This window comes from Sphaerisporangium melleum, from assembly GCF_014646695.1.
GTDB lineage: Bacteria > Actinomycetota > Actinomycetes > Streptosporangiales > Streptosporangiaceae > Sphaerisporangium > Sphaerisporangium melleum.
Genome location: NZ_BMNT01000028.1, coordinates 1 through 17053 on the forward strand (window position 1 = coordinate 1; position 17053 = coordinate 17053).

The 17053-nt window shown below is 72.3% G+C and carries 17 protein-coding genes; 7 read left to right on the forward strand and 10 right to left on the reverse strand.

The features are described from left to right. Positions 1–1047 (reverse strand): cellulose binding domain-containing protein (locus IEY93_RS23700; protein WP_189165318.1); only part of this gene is annotated, 1047 nt, incomplete at its 3' end. A gap of 439 nt (positions 1048–1486) precedes the next feature. Here IEY93_RS23700 and IEY93_RS23705 point away from each other — a divergent pair. After that, on the forward strand, positions 1487–2074 hold the full coding sequence (locus tag IEY93_RS23705) for a hemerythrin domain-containing protein (protein ID WP_189165319.1): 588 nt from the start codon (positions 1487–1489) through the stop codon (positions 2072–2074). 130 nt (positions 2075–2204) lie between these two features. On the opposite strand, the gene IEY93_RS23710 is transcribed toward IEY93_RS23705, so the two are convergent. Together IEY93_RS23710 and IEY93_RS38550 are read right to left on the reverse strand one after the other, a co-directional pair. Further along, positions 2205–3413 carry a Sec1 family protein gene (locus IEY93_RS23710; RefSeq protein ID WP_189165320.1) on the reverse strand — a complete coding sequence of 403 codons (1209 nt, stop codon included), beginning with the start codon at positions 3411–3413 and terminating at the stop codon, positions 2205–2207. A 283-nt stretch (positions 3414–3696) separates the two neighbouring features. Then, on the reverse strand, positions 3697–4035 hold the full coding sequence (locus IEY93_RS38550) for a hypothetical protein (RefSeq protein ID WP_203968526.1): 339 nt from the start codon (positions 4033–4035) through the stop codon (positions 3697–3699). A 166-nt stretch (positions 4036–4201) separates the two neighbouring features. Between IEY93_RS38550 and IEY93_RS23720 the strand changes: the two genes are divergently transcribed. From IEY93_RS23720 to IEY93_RS23730, 3 genes are all read left to right on the forward strand, one after another. Then, on the forward strand, positions 4202–4444 hold the full coding sequence (locus tag IEY93_RS23720; protein ID WP_229691406.1) for a DUF2277 domain-containing protein: 243 nt from the start codon (positions 4202–4204) through the stop codon (positions 4442–4444). Between the two features lie 643 nt (positions 4445–5087). Continuing rightward, positions 5088–6146: a PP2C family protein-serine/threonine phosphatase gene (locus tag IEY93_RS23725; RefSeq protein WP_189165321.1), complete on the forward strand. Its 1059-nt coding sequence runs from the start codon at positions 5088–5090 to the stop codon at positions 6144–6146. A 219-nt stretch (positions 6147–6365) separates the two neighbouring features. Then, entirely contained in the window at positions 6366–7046 is a 681-nt protein-coding gene (locus IEY93_RS23730; protein WP_189165322.1) for a TIGR04282 family arsenosugar biosynthesis glycosyltransferase, read from the forward strand. A gap of 34 nt (positions 7047–7080) precedes the next feature. Here IEY93_RS23730 and IEY93_RS23735 read toward each other — a convergent pair whose 3' ends face one another. Genes IEY93_RS23735 through IEY93_RS23745 form a run of 3 tightly spaced genes read right to left on the reverse strand, consistent with a single transcriptional unit; the run spans position 7081 to position 9746 of the window. Beyond that, on the reverse strand, positions 7081–8244 hold the full coding sequence (locus IEY93_RS23735) for a site-2 protease family protein (RefSeq protein ID WP_189165323.1): 1164 nt from the start codon (positions 8242–8244) through the stop codon (positions 7081–7083). Next, on the reverse strand, positions 8241–9128 hold the full coding sequence (locus tag IEY93_RS23740) for a universal stress protein (protein ID WP_189165324.1): 888 nt from the start codon (positions 9126–9128) through the stop codon (positions 8241–8243). The genes IEY93_RS23735 and IEY93_RS23740 overlap by 4 nt, the downstream gene beginning before the upstream one ends. A gap of 12 nt (positions 9129–9140) precedes the next feature. Then, a complete protein-coding gene (locus IEY93_RS23745) occupies positions 9141–9746 on the reverse strand; it encodes an Rv1733c family protein (protein ID WP_189165325.1) in 606 nt (201 codons plus the stop codon). A gap of 399 nt (positions 9747–10145) precedes the next feature. On the opposite strand from IEY93_RS23745, the gene IEY93_RS23750 reads away from it, so the two are divergent. Then, positions 10146–11105, forward strand: coding sequence for a hypothetical protein (locus tag IEY93_RS23750; RefSeq protein ID WP_189165326.1), 960 nt, complete (start codon positions 10146–10148; stop codon positions 11103–11105). A 4-nt stretch (positions 11106–11109) separates the two neighbouring features. Here IEY93_RS23750 and IEY93_RS23755 read toward each other — a convergent pair whose 3' ends face one another. Continuing rightward, positions 11110–12366, reverse strand: coding sequence for an APC family permease (locus tag IEY93_RS23755; protein WP_189165327.1), 1257 nt, complete (start codon positions 12364–12366; stop codon positions 11110–11112). A gap of 80 nt (positions 12367–12446) precedes the next feature. Beyond that, positions 12447–14318, reverse strand: a complete 1872-nt coding sequence (locus IEY93_RS23760; protein WP_189165328.1) for a bifunctional copper resistance protein CopD/cytochrome c oxidase assembly protein — start codon at positions 14316–14318, stop codon at positions 12447–12449. A 251-nt stretch (positions 14319–14569) separates the two neighbouring features. Here IEY93_RS23760 and IEY93_RS23765 point away from each other — a divergent pair, with 251 nt between their 5' ends. Further along, positions 14570–14764, forward strand: coding sequence for a CsbD family protein (locus tag IEY93_RS23765; protein ID WP_189165329.1), 195 nt, complete (start codon positions 14570–14572; stop codon positions 14762–14764). Positions 14765–14877: 113 nt separating this feature from the next. Here the strand turns inward: IEY93_RS23765 and IEY93_RS23770 are convergent, their stop codons facing one another. Both IEY93_RS23770 and IEY93_RS23775 read right to left on the reverse strand, forming a co-directional pair. Then, positions 14878–15519, reverse strand: a complete 642-nt coding sequence (locus tag IEY93_RS23770; protein ID WP_307837588.1) for an RraA family protein — start codon at positions 15517–15519, stop codon at positions 14878–14880. Positions 15520–15857: 338 nt separating this feature from the next. After that, positions 15858–16310 (reverse strand): VOC family protein, encoded by a 453-nt coding sequence (locus tag IEY93_RS23775; protein WP_203968527.1) that lies wholly within the window; start codon positions 16308–16310, stop codon positions 15858–15860. Positions 16311–16634: 324 nt separating this feature from the next. On the opposite strand from IEY93_RS23775, the gene IEY93_RS23780 reads away from it, so the two are divergent. Beyond that, positions 16635–17033 (forward strand): PPOX class F420-dependent oxidoreductase, encoded by a 399-nt coding sequence (locus IEY93_RS23780; RefSeq protein ID WP_189165332.1) that lies wholly within the window; start codon positions 16635–16637, stop codon positions 17031–17033. Positions 17034–17053 lie beyond the last annotated feature (20 nt).

Here is a 17053-nt window from a genome sequence, read left to right on the forward strand (position 1 = left end):
CACCCGCAGGTGCCCGCGGTCCTCGGCGCCGTTGTCGTCGCTGTGGCCGAGCAGCATCGTCTTGTCGTGGCTGGAGACGCGGTTCCAGGAGACGGTGACGTAGTCGCTGGCCCGCTTGACGTCGATCGCGCCGTCGTAGCCGTTCGACAGGGAGTTGTGGTCGATCCACACCCGGGTCGAGTACTGCACGTTGATCGCGTCGTCGTCCCAGTTCCGGAAGGTCAGGTTCCGGATGATGACGTTCGAGGCGTTGGTCACGTTGAGCCCGCAGCCGACGATGGCGGCCCCGGAGTTGCCGATCACGCTCTTGTTCGAGGTGACCTTCAGCATGCCCGAGCAGTTGATCGTGCCGGATACCCGGATCACGGCGGCGCTTCCGGAGGAGAGCGCGCTGGTCAGTGCCGAGAGGCTGTTCACCGTGGTGGGCGAGGCGTTGCCGCCGCCGGTGGTGCCGCCGCCCTGGGTGGCCCAGCCGACCAGGCCCGTCTGGGGCTGCGGACTCGGACTCGGCGAAGGACTGGGGCTCGGGCTGGGGCTCGGGTTCGGCCCGCTCGGGCTCGGCGACGGCGAGGGGTTGGCCGACCCGCTGCAGGTGACCCCGTTGAGGGCGAAGGAGGTGGGGACCGGGTTGGACCCGGTCCAGGCGCCGTTGAAGCCGAACGAGGCGCTCGCACCGCTCGCCAGGGTGCCGTTGTAGTCGGCGTTGGTGACGGTGACCTGCGAGCCGGACTGGGTGAAGCTGCCGTTCCAGAGCTGGGTGACGGTCTGACCGGCGGGGAACGACCAGGTCAGCCGCCATCCGTTGACCGGGTCACCCAGGTTGTTAACGCTAACATTCGCGCCGAAGCCGCCGTCCCACTGACTGGCGACGGTGTAGGTGATCCGGCAGGCGATGGCGGCCTGGGCGGTCGGGACGAGCAGGGCTCCGGCCAGGGCGACGACGGCGGCGACCACCGCGGCCGGCCAGAACCTGAGGCGGCGGGCGCCCGGTCCCGTACCGCTCCATGGCGGCGCGGCGACGGCGGGTCGGGAGAGGCGGCGTCTCATCGGCTTCCTCCGAGGACTGTGGGCAGGTACTCGGACACCACGAGCCGGACTCTCGCTGGGTCCGTCCGGGCACGAGCATCCGCGCGCGGAAGCGGTCCGTCAAAGGCGACGCGGCACTTCGCTGCTGGTCAGATGGTGTGTCAGTGATGATATATCGGCATATTTGCACGTCATCGCCCAGCACGGCCAGGACCGGGACGCGCTGACGACGCTGAACGTTTCAGACCACCACCGGCGCCGCCCAGCCGGACCACCTCACGGTCTCGGCCGGGGACCCGGCACGCCGGTACCACCCACCGGTTCAGGGCTTTGCCGGGATCATCAGGGTCTTTGCTGTGGCTTGTAGCCATATGTCCGTCCGACTGCTGCCGGTGGGGAAGGTGTTCATTGCCCGAACCAGTCGATCGCGCCAGCACGGCGAGAACACGGGGGAGCCGCAATGGCCAAGAGCAGGACCATGCCGGAGCTGATGGACGAGAGCGACGTGGTGGGGCTGCTGCTCCGCCAGCACGCCACCATCAGGGACATGTTCGACGAGGTGGAGCAGTCCACCGGAGAGGCCCGCGCCGAGTCGTTCCGCGACCTCGTGCGGATGCTGGCCGTCCACGAGACCGCCGAGGAGGAGATCGTCCACCCGTACGCCCGGCGCGCGCTCGACGGCGGCGACGAGATCGTGGACGAGCGGCTGCGCGAGGAGAACGAGGCCAAGCAACTTCTGGAGCTGATGGAAGAGCGCGGGACCGACGACCCGTCCTTCCCCTCCCACCTGCAGAAACTGCGCATCGCGGTGGAGGAGCACGCGCGCGCCGAGGAGCGGTACGAGTTCGCCCAGCTCGTCCGAGTGACCAGCGAGACCGAGCGCCGGACGATGGCGTTCGGGGTCAAGGCCGCCGAGGCACTCGCCCCGACGCACCCGCACGCGGGAGTGGAGTCGGCCACGAAGAACCTGCTCATCGGCACCCCGACGGCGATGATGGACCGCGTCCGCGACGTGGTCCGCCAGGCGTTGGGCAAGAAGGGGACGTGACCATGACGCGCGGGCGGCGCACCGGTACGGCGAGGGGACACCTCCGCTGATCCCGGCACGTCTGCGGCCGGCCGGTGACGTGGTCACCGGCCGGCCGTCCGGCCGCCGATTTGGAGGGCCGGCGCCGCGGTCAGCGCTCTGAGGGGCGGCGCAGGCTCGGCACCGGACTCGGGCCCTCGGTCTCCATCCGGTAGTCCTGGCCGAACTTCGCCCTGGTCTCCTCCAGCACCTGGTCGCTCGGCGCCGGCTCGCCGCCCATGAGCCGCTCCTGGAACCGCACGAACCGCTCGTGCGCATCGCGCACATAGCCGGTGCCGAGGGTGGTGAGGTCGACCTGGTCGGCCAGCACCTCGCGGATGTAGGCCTTGTTCGGCTCGAAGGTCACCGGCGCCGGGAACTCGGCCGCCACGATCTCGGCGGGGTCGCGGCCCTGGTGGCGGCGCATCAGCTCACAGGCGATGCGCAGGTGCTCCAGCTCCATGTTCAGGTGGAGCTCCCAGATCGCCCTGAGCCGGTCGTCGGTCTCGGTCTCCATGAACGAGTAGTACAGGTAGCACTCGTTGTACTCGTGGTTGACGAGCTGTTCCCACCACGTCTCGTTCGGGTCGAGCATCGACTCGTAGTGGGTGACGTGCTCCTCCTCGATCAGCCCGATCTCCTGGTAGAGCTGGCGGGCGATCGGCTCCATGTACTCCGGGCCGACGTTCATGTAGAAGTTCATGGTCTGCTGCTCGGCGGCCATGATCGTCAGCGTGTGCAGCTTGGAGAGCGGACTGGCCACGTCCTTGTCGTAGTGGTCGCGGACGTTGTCGATCGGATGCCGGTGATGCATCGGCGTGGGCCGGCCGGGCATGACCTCGGTCAGCGCGTCCACGATCTTCTCGGCCTTGCGGTGCTCGATCAGCTCGTACAGGTTGGCGTACCGGTAGAGGTGGTCGAAGTCCTCCAGCATGCCGAACTCGAACCCCTGCTTGAGGTACGGGTCGGGTTCCATGCGGGCGACCCAGGCGGTGAGGTCCACCGCGACCTGCTCGTAGGCGATCGTGGTCTCCAGCACCGAGGCCAGGCCCGGGAGCAGCCAGTTCACGGCCTTCTGCTGCTGTTGTTCGATGTAGCGCACCTCGGCGAGCTGCCGGCGCACCTCCAGATCGGGACAGTGCCGTGCGAACTGGTGGCCGAAGAAGATCGCCTCGGTCTCGATGCCGTTCATCGTGATGACCCGGCAGCGGGCGTAGGGATCGGAGTGGTCGGGATCGAGCTGGGGGACGTTCAGTTCCCGCCAGTTGCGCAGTTGCTGGTCCAGCGGAATTCCCCGCTGTTCCAAAGGTCGAAAAGTCATTGATATGACTCCTTTTGTCCTATTTCGGCGGGCGAGAATCATGTACCCGAGCCGAACGGACCACAACCCGCCCCGCCGGAGCCCCAGGTCCTCCCTTGGCGAGACTTGTTGCCATTTTTGCCCTCTGGCAGTGCGCGTGAAATATCAATTTTTGCCGTTGCCGGACGTTGACAGCCGGCAGCCGGAAATGCCGCGTTCACCATCGCACGCCAGAGGACGAATGATCGTCAGGCGGCCGAGTATGACGCAGGCTTTGGGGGCGGTTCTGGCCGCGCCGGAACCGTCAGACCGTCTCGGCGGCCTGACCCACGCCCCGGAGCGCCTTGGAGAAATCCTGCGCGGCGAGAAAATGGCCCGCCCCGATCACCAGCGCGAGCGGCCACTCGATGACCTCGAACGCGGCCAGCAGGCTCAGCGCCACGTAGAACGCGACGCGGTCGGGCGGGGGCACCTCCACCCGGCCGAGCAGTGGCAGTTCCACTCCCGGACGCCGGGGCCGCCCGCGCCGGGCCTCCTCGTGCGCGCTCCGCGGCTCGGGCTCCTGCTTCCGCTTCGCCCCGCGGCCGGCGTTCGCCCGCTCACGCTTGGCGTCCTTCGGAGCGGCAGTGGCCTTCTGCGGCATGACGACCTCCGTGCGTCGGGATGTCCTGCCCATCCCCCGCGCCTTTCGGCGAATAACGCCGGTTGACCGGGACTTAACGAAAGCGGTGGCGTCCATGGGGCAGGTCATCCTGGCGCTCCTGGGGTCCCCCCTGGCCGGGCGGAGGGCCTGAGCATGGTCACGGCGCATGACGTACCGTCTCTGCATGTGCCGGAGCATCAAGACCCTTCGTGAGCCCTACACCAGCGACGTCACCGACGAGGACGTCCGGGCCGCCGCGCTGCAGTACGTACGCAAGATCTCGGGGTTCCGCGCCCCGTCCGCGCGCAACACCGAGGCGTTCGAGCGTGCCGTGGAGTCGATCACGGCCGCGACCACCACGCTGCTGGCCGAGCTCCAGGTGAAGCACCCGGCCGCCCGCGACCGCTGAGCCCTCGGGCACGGGTGCGCGAAACCCGGACTTTCTGACAAATCCGATAAAGGCATTTCAGTAAACATATCCGGCTCCTCCTGGTTTTCCGCCGGCGAGCGGCCGGCCTTTCCGCATGGCGAACTCGCCCGGGAACGACAAGGTCGTATATCGAATCGGTCCCGGTTGGCCGATCCACGAGTAAGGTTCGGTTCATGAGCCCTTCAGAGACCTCCCGGTTCGAATCCCGCTCGGGCAGGCTCGGTCCGGCTTTCCGACGCCGGAGGGCGTCCAGTTCGTCGCCGCGGTTGCGAGGTCGTCGAGGTGCAAGCAGGCATTAACGGAAAATGGTTCAGGTTATCCCTCTCGGCGGCCCGCCGAGGTTCTTCGGTGACCGGGATGCGCGCGAAGATCGGCCCCCGGCCGATTTCCCGGCGCACACCCCCGTCCCCCCTCGGGCCCGCCGGTGTCAGGGCCGTTCACGTCTGTGGCCATCGCGTAAGGCGGGGGCCCTGTCGCCCGATTCCCCGCCTTGTTACAGTGGCCGCGGAGGACCACCGGGAAGCCTGGTCGGCGCGCACCGAGTCAGGCCTGTTCCACGGAGGCGCCCTGTGACGAGAGACCCGCATCGAGGACGATCCGTCACGGCAGCGGAGCGTCGCCTATGAGCGCGGTCAACGCCAGGACCCAGCGGCTCATGGGGGCGTTGCCCTTCGCCTCCCTCGGCATCGTCGCCGCGGTCGACCTGCTGTCCGGGCCCGATCTCGGCTACCTGTCCCTGCTCGCGGTCGGCCCCGCGTTCGCCAGCCTGACGGGCGGCATCCGGCGCACCGTGCTGATCGGCGTCGTGGCACTGGTCATGTCGCTGCTCCTCGCCCTGTACTCCGGCGTCCTCGGCGACCGGCAGAGCACCATGAGCCTGGTCTCCATCACCGGCGTCACCGCGGCGAGCATCCTGGCCACGGTGGGACGGCAGCGTCGCGAGCGTGAGCTCGACACCGTCCGCTCGGTCGCCGAGGTGGCCCAGCGCGTGCTGCTGCGCCCGGTCCCGCGGCGGGCCGGCCACCTGCGCGCGGCCGTCTCCTACACCTCGGCCAACGCCGAGGCGCGCATCGGCGGCGACCTGTACGAGGTCGTCACCGGGCCGGGCGGGGTGCGGGCCATCGTGGGCGATGTGCAGGGCAAGGGCCTGGAGGCGGTCGAGACCGCGGCGCTGGTGCTCGGCGCGTTCCGCGAGGCCGCCCATGACGAGCCCGACCTGCGCGGCGTGAGCGGCCGCCTGGAGAAGGCCCTCAACCGGCGGCTGTCCGGCGAGGAGTTCGTCACGGCCATCCTCGTCGACGCCGACCCCGCCGGGCGGCTCACGCTGCTGAACTACGGCCATCCGCCGCCGCTGATCCTGCGGGCCAACGGCGAGATCATCCTGGCCGAGCCGGACGACACCGCGCCGCCGCTGGGCCTGGCCGTCCTGCAGGTCGAAGGGCCCGACCCGCACGAGGTGGCGTTCACCCCCGGAGACCAGATCCTGCTGTACACCGACGGGGTGATCGAGGCCCGCGACCGGGCCGGGCGGTTCTACCCGCTCGCCGAGCGCGCGTTCCTGCTCAAGGACGACGACCCGGAGGCGGCGCTGGAGGCCCTGCGGCTCGACCTGGTCGCGCACGTCGACGCGCCCCTGCACGACGACGCGGCCATGCTCCTGCTGCGCTGCCGCGACAGCTGACCCGGGCCCACCGTGGGACGGGCCGCGCGGGGCCATCGCCCCGCGCGGCCGTCATCACCTCGTAAGAGTTGCCAGGCTTTTCGGCCCGTACCGTCCCTGCCATGGACATCGACCTGATCTCCTCCCCCGCGGCACCCTCGCCCTTACGGGGCCGGTCCCGGTGACCCCGGCCACGAGCAGCGGGCCCCCGTCATCGGACCGGGACGAGGGCACGGCCCGATGACGGAGAGCGGCACGGTGACCGGGCGGGTCCACCTCGGCAGCCGGGGCAGCGTCGTGGTCATCGCCAAGGAGCCCGCGCCCGGCCGGGTCAAGACCCGGCTGACCCCGCCGTTCACCCCGCACGAGGCGGCGGCCCTGGCCGCCGCGGCCCTGGCGGACACCCTCGGCGCGGTGGCGCGCGTCCCCGGGGTGACCAGGGTGCTGGCGCTCGACGGGACGCCGGGACCATGGCTGCCCGCCGGGTTCACCGTGGTCGCCCAGCGCGGGCGAGGCCTGGACGAGCGGCTGGCCGCGGCGTTCGAGGACGCCGGGCGGCTGTCGGCCGCGCCGGTCGTGCTGATCGGCATGGACACCCCGCAGGTCACCGCGCAGGCGCTGTCCTCGGCGCTGACCCTGCTCGGCACCTGGGACGCGGTGTTCGGCCCGGCCGCCGACGGCGGGTTCTGGCTGCTCGGGCTGCGCGACCCGCGGCCGTCCCTGCTGACCGGGGTGCCGATGTCGCGGCCCGACACCGGGACGGCGCAGCTCGCGCGGCTGAGGTCGGCCGGGCTGAGCGTCGCCCACCTGCCGGTGCTGACCGACGTGGACACCGCCGCCGACGCCGCCGAGGTCGCGGCGGCGGCCCCCGGGTCGCGGTTCGCCGACGCCCTCGCCCGGCTGGGGGCCGCCCTGCGGTGACCGGCCCGCCGCGTTCCGGGATGGCGCGCGGCGCTCAGCCCTGGAGCGGGCGCTGCCCGTTGTGCGGATGCCGGGGAACGCCGGTGCGCAAGATCGCCTGCTGCAGGGAGCGGGCCAGGTCGGCGGTGGTGACCATGCCGACGACCCGGCCGTCCTCGGCGACCACGGCCACCAGGTCGCCGGTGAAGGTGCCGAGCCGCATGATGTGCTCGGCGTCCTCGTCGGGGGTGAGCACGTGGTCGGCGGGAAGGCTCGCGCTGACCGACGCGACGCGGCGGCCGTGGCGCACCTCCGCCGGCACCGCGGCCAGGGCCTGCATGGTGAGGACGCCGGTCGCCCGGCCGGAGAAGTCGACCACCGGGAAGACCGACTGGCGGGAGCGCAGCGCCACGTTCTCGACGAACTCCTCGACGTCCTGCCATCCGGGGGCGACCTCCGGCGAGGCGGTCATGACGTCGCGCACCCGCCAGCCCTGGAACCCCCGGTGCGCGATGCGGACCAGGCCCTCGCTGCGGGCGGCGCCGGCCAGGAACCAGCCCACCAGCATCAGCCAGAGCCCGCCGGTCCAGCCCAGCAGGATCAGCTCCAGACCGCCGATGGCGATCAGCGTCATGCCGAGGGCCTGACCGGCCTTGGCCACCGAGCGGTCGGCCCGCGCGCGGTCGCGGTGCCGGTGCCACAGGAACGCGTGCAGCACCCGCCCGCCGTCCAGCGGAGCGCCGGGCAGCATGTTGAACACGGCGAGCACGGCGTTCATCAGCGCCAGCCACCACACCGCAGAGACGAGCACGGCGGGCCCGCGCAGGGGCAGCGCCACGAGGAAGAAGACGCCGGAGGCCAGCAGGCTGGCCAGCGGACCGGCCACCGACACCCGGAACTCGTCCTTCGGGGTCCTCGCCTCCTCCCCCGCGAACTCGGTGATGCCGCCCAGCAGCCACAGGGTGATCGACCGGACGGCGATCCCCCTGCGGCGGGCCACGAGGGCGTGCGCCAGCTCGTGGGCCAGCAGGGAGGCGAGGAACACGATGGCGGCGGCCGCGGCGACCAGCCAGTAGCGCACCGCCTCCTCACCCGGGGCCTCCTGGGGCAGCACCGACACGGCGAGCACCGCGCCGATCAGCACCGCGATCACCAGGGTGGACCAGTGGGCGCCGACGGGGATGCCGGCCACGTGACCGAGACGGAGGCTCTGCCTCATGCTCGCCCGCCTTCCGGCCGGTCGAGGGGCCGTGACGGCACGACGGCGACCGGGCAGTGCGCGTGGTGGAGCACGCCGTGGCCGACCGAGCCGAGCATGGCCGAGCGGAAGCCGCCTCTGCCGTGCGATCCCACGACGAGCAGGTCCACCGCCGAGGACGCCCGGCTCAGTGCCTCCACCGGGTGCTCGCGCACCACGGCCTCGTGCACCGGCACCTGCGGGAACTTCTCCCGCCAGGGCGCGAGCTGCTCCTGGGCGGCCCGCCGGCCGAGCTCGAACATCTTCTCCAGGTCGGTGGTGTAGGCGGCGAACACCGGCATGTGGGTCTCCACCTGCCAGGCGCAGATCGCCCGGAGCGCGGCCTGCCTGCGGGCCGCCTCCTCGAAGGCGTACTCCAGGGCGGCCTCGGACTCGGGCGACATGTCGTGACCGACGGCGATCTCCTGGCGCGGGGCGGTCATGAGGTGCCGGACCACGATGGCCGGGCAGGCCGTGCGCCCGGCGACGCCCATCGACACCGATCCCAGGATCAGCCCGAGGAACCCGCCGAGCCCCCGGCTCCCGACTACCAGGACGGCCGCGTCCTTCGCCGCGCCCAGCAATCGCTCGCGGACGGTGCCGGTCAGGGTGGCGGTCTCGACGGACAGCCCCGGCACCCGCTCGCGGGCGGCCTTCGCCGCCTCGTCCAGGACGGCCTGCGAGCTCTCGCACAACGATTCCTGGAAGCCGGGTGGGGTGGTCAACGGCTGGTCGAACACCCACGGGTCGATGACGTTGACGATGCGCAGCCCCTCCCCGCGCCGCGCCGCGTCGTCGGCGGCGAAGCGCACGGCGTCCATCGAGGGGGGCGAGCCGTCGACGGCGGCGACGACATGTCCGCTCATGGGTCTCCCCTCTCAGGGCTGGCGCGGGCGGCGCCACCGTTGGTGGACACCGGCCCATTCGGCGTCCCATTCGGCGTACCGGCGGCGGTCGAGCAGCCATCGCACGAGCGTCAGGTTCAGGAACAGGACGCCTCCGGCCGCGGCCATGACGCCGAACCCCGCGACGATCGTGTCGGCCAGCGTCTGCGCGTGGGTGCGCGGCGCGGCCACGGGATGGTCGGCGGAGTCGATCCACAGCTCCAGCGTCGACCCTGCCTTGGACTGCGCGGGGACGGCCATGACCTGTGTGTGCTCCCGCCGGTCCGGGCCGTACCAGCGGACCTTGGCCTTGGTGCCGAGGATGGCGCCCTGCGAGGAGACCGTGCTCGTGCTCGTGGCGTCCTCGATCAGGACGGCGGTGACCTGCCTGCGCTGGGCCGGCTCCTCACGTTCGGCGGTCGCCCCGCGTTGGTAGACCGCGCCGGCGGCCAGGGCGGCCGGCCACAGACAGAGCAGCAGTGCCAGCAACGTGATCAGCACGGCCACGCCCTCGACGCGGTCGGAGCGGCGCCGCAACGGATTGCGGTCGAACCGATATCGCCGAGCACACCGCAACGTCCACCTGGCCAAGGATCGCATGGGGCACCTCCCTGTCCGGGAATCTGATTTCCAGACTCGGCCACGGGCGAGCGACCCGGCAGGGTCTTACGACGTCTCTGGCGCGGGACGTTCGACCCTGCCCGCCACCTGCGCTTTCGTACGCACCGTCATCTTCCTATCACCAAAATACGACGAGTGGCCGCGCACTGGCACCCGGGCCCTGATGGTGCCCGCGGAAGCCCGTCCCAACCGTCCGGCGCGGCGTCGCGGTCCTGCCGTGCGGAGCGCCATGAACGACCGGAAGCCGTGAATTGTGTGACCTGTGTGACTCATGAGAAGGTTGCGATTCTCGGACTAACTGTGAAGTTTCCAGACAAGCCACTGTCGAAGCTGCTAAGAAGTTTCGCGGCCAGGTTTATTCATGGAGAAAGGTTCGCGATGGACCGCGACGGCAACCCGAGATCCCCCGACGAGGATCCTCTGAAGCAGACCGGTCCCTTCGACATCGACTGGACCGGCGAGCCGGAGTCCCCACGCGGCGATCTGCTGTCCGACGGCTGGGCGGCCGGGCACGAGCCCGCCCACGGCGACGACCACCCGCGCGCCGAGCACCCCGAGCATTCGGAGTTCGAGCCGGGACGTTCGCCCGACGCGACCGCCCTGCAGGAGGGGTACGACCCCGACGGCCCCGAGCACTACGGCGAGGGTTACCCCGCCGACGACTACGAGCGCCCCGAGGGGTACGCGCGACCGGACGAGGAGGGCTGGGCCCCCGACGGCGAGCACGACCCCGAGGGCGAGGAGCGCCGCGGATTCCTCGGCTCCGGCTGGACCGGCGAGGACGACGCCGAGGAGGAGAAGCGCAGCAAGAACAAGGGCCTCATCCTCGCCATGGTCGCCATCGTCGTGCTGGCGGTCGCCGGCGGCTGGATCGTCTCGTCCTCGGTCGGCTCCAAGCCCGAAGCGGCGTGCGCCGCACCCGCCAACTGCTCACCCGCCGGGGAGAAGCTCCCCGAGACCGTCGAGAGCCCGGCCGCCGACCCCAGCGGCGAGGCCACCGGTCCGGCCGCCACGCCGGAGGAGACCCTGACCGGGTCGCCTACCCCCAGCGCCTCGCCGAGCACGACGCCCACCGTGGCCTCCCGTCCCCAGACGAGCGAGGAGCCGAGCACCCGGCCGTCGCCCACCCGCACCCGCCACTCCTCGGCGCCGCCCACGCCGAGATCCAGCGACACCCCGCAGCAGCAGCCGGAGAACCCGCGGGTTCAGGACGACGAGCCGTCCGACCCGCCGAGCTCCTCGGCCCCGCCCCCGCCCCCGCCGTCCACGCAGGCGCCCCCGCCTCCCGCGCCCACTCCGGAGCGCAACAACGGCGGCCTGCTCGACTGGCTCTTCTAGACCGTCACCGCCCTCGCCACGGCCTCCGCACGGCCCAGGCGAGGGCACCCGCGGCGAGCACCGCGCATCCGGCGAGCGTCGCGGGCAGAGGGAGGCTGAAGGCCAGCAGCAGACATCCGGCCAGCCCGATCACGGGGACGGCCCTCGGCGGGCGCCCTTCCCCGCGGGTCAGCGTCAGCGCCGAGGCGTTGGCGATGGCGTAGTAGACCAGCACGCCGAACGACGAGAAGCCGATGGCGCCACGCAGGTCCACCGTCCCGGCGACGACGGCCACCACGATGCCCACGGCGAGCGCCGCGCGGTGCGGCACCTGGAAGCGCGGGTGGACGGCGCCCAGGGGGCGCGGCAGATGGCCGTCCCTGGCCATGGCCAGCACGGTGCGCGAGACGCCGAGGACCAGCGCCAGCAGCGAACCGAGGGCGGCGATCGCCGCCCCGGCCGTGATCAGGGGGACCAGGCCTCCGGCTCCGGCCGCGCGGACGGCGTCCGCCACCGGCGCGGCCGAGCGGGCGAGCCGCTCCGGGCCGAGCGCGGCCGGCACCGCGACGGCCACGGCGGCGTAGACCACCAGGGTGAACCCCAGGGCGATCGGAATGGCGCGCGGAATCGTCCTGGCCGGGTCGCGCACCTCCTCGCCGAGCGTGGCGATGCGGGCGTATCCGGCGAAGGCGAAGAAGAGCAGCCCGGCCGCCTGGAGCACCCCGCCGGCGGTCATCCCGGTGGCCGGCGACGGCGGCGCCAGACCGGCCCGGCCGCCCGCGAGGCAGACGGCCACGGCCACGGCCAGCACGACCAGGACGGCCGTCACGATCAGCCGGGTCGCCCACGCGGCCTTGTGCACTCCCATGTAGTCGACCACCGTGACCACCGCCACGGCGGCCACCGCGACGAGATGCTCGCGCCCCGGCCAGGCGTAGGCGCCCACGGTGAGCGCCATCGCGGCGCAGCTCGCCGTCTTGCCCACCACGAAGCCCCAGCCGGCGAGATACCCCCAGAAGTCGCCCAGGCGCTCGCGCCCGTACACGTAGGTGCCGCCGGAGGCGGGATAGCGGGCGGCGAGCCGCGCCGAGGAGGTGGCGTTGCAGTACGCGACCAGGGCCGCGACCGCGAGCGCGAGCAGCAGGCCGGAGCCGGCCGCCGCCGCGGCGGGGGCGAACGCGGCGAACACCCCCGCGCCGATCATGGAGCCGAGACCGATGACGACGGCGTCGGTGGTGCCGAGACGCCGGGCGAGCGAGCCGTCAACGGGAGCGGGGGTCATGACGTCACTCTAGGCAGACGGCTCCCGCGGTTCCCTGCGGCCCGGCGCGAAGAGCCGGGGATGGACGGGGCCGCGGTGGGTCAGCCGCGGGTCTCGGCGGGCTCGGCCACCGCCGTCGCGGAGGCGGCGCGCCGGCGGGCGCCGCGCCGGCGCAGGGCCAACAAGGCGATCAGCGCGAGGAGGACGGCGGCCGACGTTCCCGGGCCGATCAGGGCCCCGGTCCGCTGGTCGGCGCCGAGCTCGGGCGCCCACGGGAGGGCCAGGGCGGCGTACCACTCCTGGCCCTGGCGCGGACCGGCGAGGAAGACCAGTGCCACCCAGACCTGCACCGCCACCGCCGCGCCGAGCATGCCGGTGCGCAGAGCCGGGCCGATGACCCGGGGCAGCGGGTCGAGCCCCAGCGCGACGTGGAAGAACCACGTGCCGGTGACGGCCAGCGTCGCCAGGACGGCCAGTCGCACGGCCAGGCTCGACTGCGCCCAGTCGAACAGGCCGGTGACGTAGAGCAGCAGGTACGGCACGCCGTACACCGCCGTCGCGGCGGCCGGGTGGGTCAGCGCCGTGGCGTGGCGCCCTTCGGCGGCGCGGGCGGCCGACGGCGCGGCCTCGCGCAGCGGCACCAGCGGCGCTCCCAGGGCGAACAGCGCGGGTCCTGCGGTGCCGACGAGCGCGTACTGCAGGGCGTGCGCCGAGAAGAGCGCCGGCGCGTACGCGGCCAGCCCGCCGGCGACGGCGTACAGCACGACGAGGACGCCCGCGACCGCCGTCGCGACCTGGCCCACCGGCCACGCCTCGCCACGGCGGGCGAGCCGCCACACGCCGACCAGATAGCCGGCGGCGATCAGGATCACGGCCATGATCAGGATCGGGTCCGGCCGGAACTCGGTGAGCAGCCGGCCCGGGGCGAACGGCGGCAGCACGTAGCCGAGGAGCTCGTGCTGGTCGTGCGAGGCCTCCGCGCGCGGCGGCGGGGTGCGCGACAGGCCGACCGCCAGCGCGATCGCGCAGGCCATCACCGCGGCCTCGGCGGCGGCGAGCCGCAGGAACGGCCCCGAGCCCGGCCGCCCGTCGCCGGCCGCGGCGCCGTCCAGCGTGGCGATGGTGGCGCGGCGGTGCCTCCAGCCGAACCATCCCAGCACGCAGAGCGCCGCCAGCTTGGCCAGCACCAGCAGCCCGTACCGCGTCTGCCACACCTCGGCCACCCCGCCGAGCCGGATCCACGCGTTGACCAGCCCGGAGGCCCCGACGATGGCGAAGCAGCACAGCGCGACCGCGCTGAAGCGCCGCACCGCGACCGCGGCGGACGCGGCGTCGTAGCGGCGCAGGTGGGCCACCAGCGCGAACAGGCCGCCCACCCACAGTGTCACTCCGGCGATGTGCGCCATCAGGCTGGAGATCGCGATGTTGTGGTCGGCGGCGGAGGCGGAGTGGCCGACGTAGGCGGGCGGCAGCACCGCGAAGACCGCGATGGCCAGCAGCACGACCCGGCCGAGGGTGCCGACGCGCAGCGACGTCCCGATCGCCACGACCACGGTCAGCACCGTCACCAGCAGGAACGCCTGCCCCTGCGGCACCTCCATGCTGTAGGTCGGCAGGAAGCCGGACTCGATGGCCTCCCCGACCGGCAGGCCGATCAGGTCCGACATGGTGAGGATCTGGGTGCACGCCGCGGTCGCCGCCCAGGCGAGCGCCCACGGCCCGGCGGCCCTGGTGATCTCGCGGCGGGCGTCCGCGCCGCCGCCGAGGGCCGCGGCGGCGAGCAGGGTGCCGACCGTGGCCACCGCGCACACGTCGTGCAGCACCCGCACGATGGGCAGGCCGGCGGTGGTGAGCAGGCCGGGCGCGGGCAGTCCCGGGATCTGCTGCGGCGGCCAGCCGCCGCCGAACCACAGAGCGCCGAAGAGCACGGCGAGCGCCGCGAGGACGACGGCCACCGCCGACGCGGTGGACACCAACACGATCGAACGCCGGGGAGAGGCCATCATCCTGCTTCCTCGTCATCGGATGCGTACCGTCGCTGTTGCCCGCGCTTGATCGAGTATGTCGGTGTTTGTGGAAGATGGCGAGGGTCTGCGGGGCGTCCACGGGCTTTGCCCAGCTCAGGGGAGGACTTGGGCGACCGGTTGGCCGGAGGCCGTGTTTACCGGCCCTCGCATCGGACAGGTGCACTACGGACAGACCCATTCAGCGAAGGGGGCCGATCATGGGTGTGGACGACAAGTTCTCCAACAAGGCCGAGCAGCTCAAGGGCAAGGTCAAGCAGGGTGTGGGCGAGGCGACCGACGATGAGGACCTGCGGGCCGAAGGCGAGGCCGACGAGGCCAAGGGCCGGCTGAAGCAGGCCGGCGAGCGGGTGAAGGACGCCGCCAAGAACGTCAAGGACGCCTTCAAGGACTGACGCCCCTCACCAGGGCCGACGTCCCGGCGCCCGCGGGGCGGGAGAACCCGCGGGCGCCGCCACGCGCCACCAGGCCGCGCGTGCGGACGGCGGGCCGCGCGCCGCGAGAGCGCTCACACGGACCGCCGCAGTTTGGCGACCATGTCCTCCCGGTAGCGGTTCGCCTCGGCCAGCGTCGCTCCCTCGCGCAGCGCGGCGACGACGTTCTCCTCGGCGTCGGCGTACATGTAGCAATCGGGGAAGACGTCGGTGGAGTCGAGGGCGACCACGCCCGCGGCGTCCATGACGATGGTGCTGCTCTCGTCCACCGTCACGCCGCCGATCTCGACGGGGCCGCCGACGGCGGCGACGTGAACGTCCGGCCCGGGGCCGGCCGTCGCCTCGTACAGGGCCCACACGGGCAGGCCGAGGTCGCGGTGGGCGTTGACGTCCCGCACCCCGCCCTCCACGAGCAGGCCGCGCACCCCGCGGGCGAGCGCGGCGCGGGTGAGGATCTCGTCCCACACCGCCCCGGCCGCCGCCTGCGCGCCGGCCACGACGATCACGCGGCCGTCGAGGCATTCGTCCAGCACCGCGCGCAGGGGCTGGAGGCCGTGCTCACCCGGTCCAGGGGCGAGCCGGACGGTGCGGGGCTTGCCCATCAGTCCTTGCGTACGGTGAACGGGGCGCAGCGGCGGGCTGAGCCAGCCCGTCTGCCCCCGGAGTTGCAGTACATCCGCGATCGCGGTGGTAGGCGGAACCACAGTATCGATCACCTCTTATGGGGAGATTTCCGGATCTTGCCGACTGAGGTGGGCGTGACAGCCCCTCGGGTGCGGTGTCAGACCTGCCGGAACGCGCCCTACCTGGTCGGACCCCGCGCACGCGGTGAAGCACACGAGACGCGCATGTCACCCTCTTCCTGCGCGAGGCCGGCCCTGGTGACGGGCGGCGACGTGCGTCCGCGAACCGGACGGACGTCCGGTCCGGGTGTGGCGTCCCATCGCGCAGGTCCCGGCTCCCCGGGACACCGGCACGGCGGGAGAGGCCGCGGCCGTCCCCGGGCGGCCGCGTGCCGATGGTGGTGGCGACGATGACGGACGGGGGGACGCCGTCACTCGGCCCAGAGCCTGCGGACCTCCTCGAAGACCTTCTGATCGTGCGAGATCTCGACGACGTTGCCATCGGGGTCGGTCAGCGCGCAGACGTAGCCGACGGGCGGTGGCAACTGCATGGGCTCCCAGTGCAGGCACCCCATCTCCCGCGCCCGGCGGGCGACCTCGTCGACGTCCTCGCGGTTCGGCACCTCCATGCCGAGGTGGGCGAACGGCGCGAGCTGCGGCTGCCTGCGTCCCCGGTCCCTGGCGAACTCGACGAGGACGAGCACGAACGGCGTCTCCACCTGCCTGTCGTTGGAGAGCCAGACGTTGCGGCCGTCCTTGTCCTCGTGCCTCGACACCACCACAAGTGGTGTCATGGTGGTGTAGAACTCGATCGCCGCGTCCAGGTCGCTGCTCGGCAGCGCGACGTGCGTCCACCGCGCCTCGGTGAGCTTCTTGCCGGCCACCACTGCCTCCTCGAACGGTTCGCCTGCCGAATTCGGGGCTCCTTCCCTGGTACCTGCCCATCTGGTCATCGGCCGCCGGGCTCGGTGGCGGGCTGCCGCACCGCACGGGCCCGGACGGGGGAGCCCGGACCGCCACGCCGCGACCGCCGATGCCGCTGCGCGTAGTATCCGGTCACCGCGCCGCCCTGCCTAGAGCGTGATCGCCTTCCTGCGCCGAGCGCCCTCCTCCGATCGGTGTACGGCCCGCCCGGCGGCGGAATGATCAGTCGCGGGCGGGCGTTGCCGAGTGTCGAGGCAAGGACCCGCAGATCGTGAGGAGACACCGTGACCAGGCTGAACGAGGACGCCATCGCGCTGCTGCGCCGTCCCATCCCCGGCTGGGTGACCACGCACCGCCCCGACGGATCACTGCACAGCACCGTGGTCTGGATCGACGTCGACGACGCCGGTGACGTCCTGTTCAACACCGCGGTCGGCCGGGCCAAGGAGCGCTACCTGCGCGCCGATCCGCGTCTGTCGATCAGCGTGCTGGACCCGGACAACCCCTACCGCCGGGTCAGCATCTCGGGAACGGCCGAGTTCGAGCTGGAGGGCTCCGACGAGCTGATCGACAAGCTGGCCAAGAAGTACCTCGGCGTGGACTCCTACCCCGGCCGCACTCCCGGCGAGGAGCGGATCACCGTCCGCGTCCGGCCCGAGCGCGTCATCCACTTCGCCGGCTGATCATCCCGGGAAGCCGCCCC

Bases quoted from the DNA above. Each gene is read 5' to 3' on its own strand.
- IEY93_RS23710 (WP_189165320.1), bottom strand. From the start codon at position 3,413: ATGACTTTTCGACCTTTGGAACAGCGGGGAATTCCGCTGGACCAGCAA.
- IEY93_RS23750 (WP_189165326.1), top strand. From the start codon at position 10,146: ATGGACCGCGACGGCAACCCGAGATCCCCCGACGAGGATCCTCTGAAG.
- IEY93_RS23720 (WP_229691406.1), top strand. From the start codon at position 4,202: ATGACGTACCGTCTCTGCATGTGCCGGAGCATCAAGACCCTTCGTGAG.
- IEY93_RS23730 (WP_189165322.1), top strand. From the start codon at position 6,366: ATGACGGAGAGCGGCACGGTGACCGGGCGGGTCCACCTCGGCAGCCGG.
- IEY93_RS23740 (WP_189165324.1), bottom strand. From the start codon at position 9,128: ATGAGCGGACATGTCGTCGCCGCCGTCGACGGCTCGCCCCCCTCGATG.
- IEY93_RS23745 (WP_189165325.1), bottom strand. From the start codon at position 9,746: ATGCGATCCTTGGCCAGGTGGACGTTGCGGTGTGCTCGGCGATATCGG.
- IEY93_RS38550 (WP_203968526.1), bottom strand. From the start codon at position 4,035: ATGCCGCAGAAGGCCACTGCCGCTCCGAAGGACGCCAAGCGTGAGCGG.
- IEY93_RS23765 (WP_189165329.1), top strand. From the start codon at position 14,570: ATGGGTGTGGACGACAAGTTCTCCAACAAGGCCGAGCAGCTCAAGGGC.
- IEY93_RS23705 (WP_189165319.1), top strand. From the start codon at position 1,487: ATGGCCAAGAGCAGGACCATGCCGGAGCTGATGGACGAGAGCGACGTG.
- IEY93_RS23735 (WP_189165323.1), bottom strand. From the start codon at position 8,244: ATGAGGCAGAGCCTCCGTCTCGGTCACGTGGCCGGCATCCCCGTCGGC.
- IEY93_RS23755 (WP_189165327.1), bottom strand. From the start codon at position 12,366: ATGACCCCCGCTCCCGTTGACGGCTCGCTCGCCCGGCGTCTCGGCACC.
- IEY93_RS23725 (WP_189165321.1), top strand. From the start codon at position 5,088: ATGAGCGCGGTCAACGCCAGGACCCAGCGGCTCATGGGGGCGTTGCCC.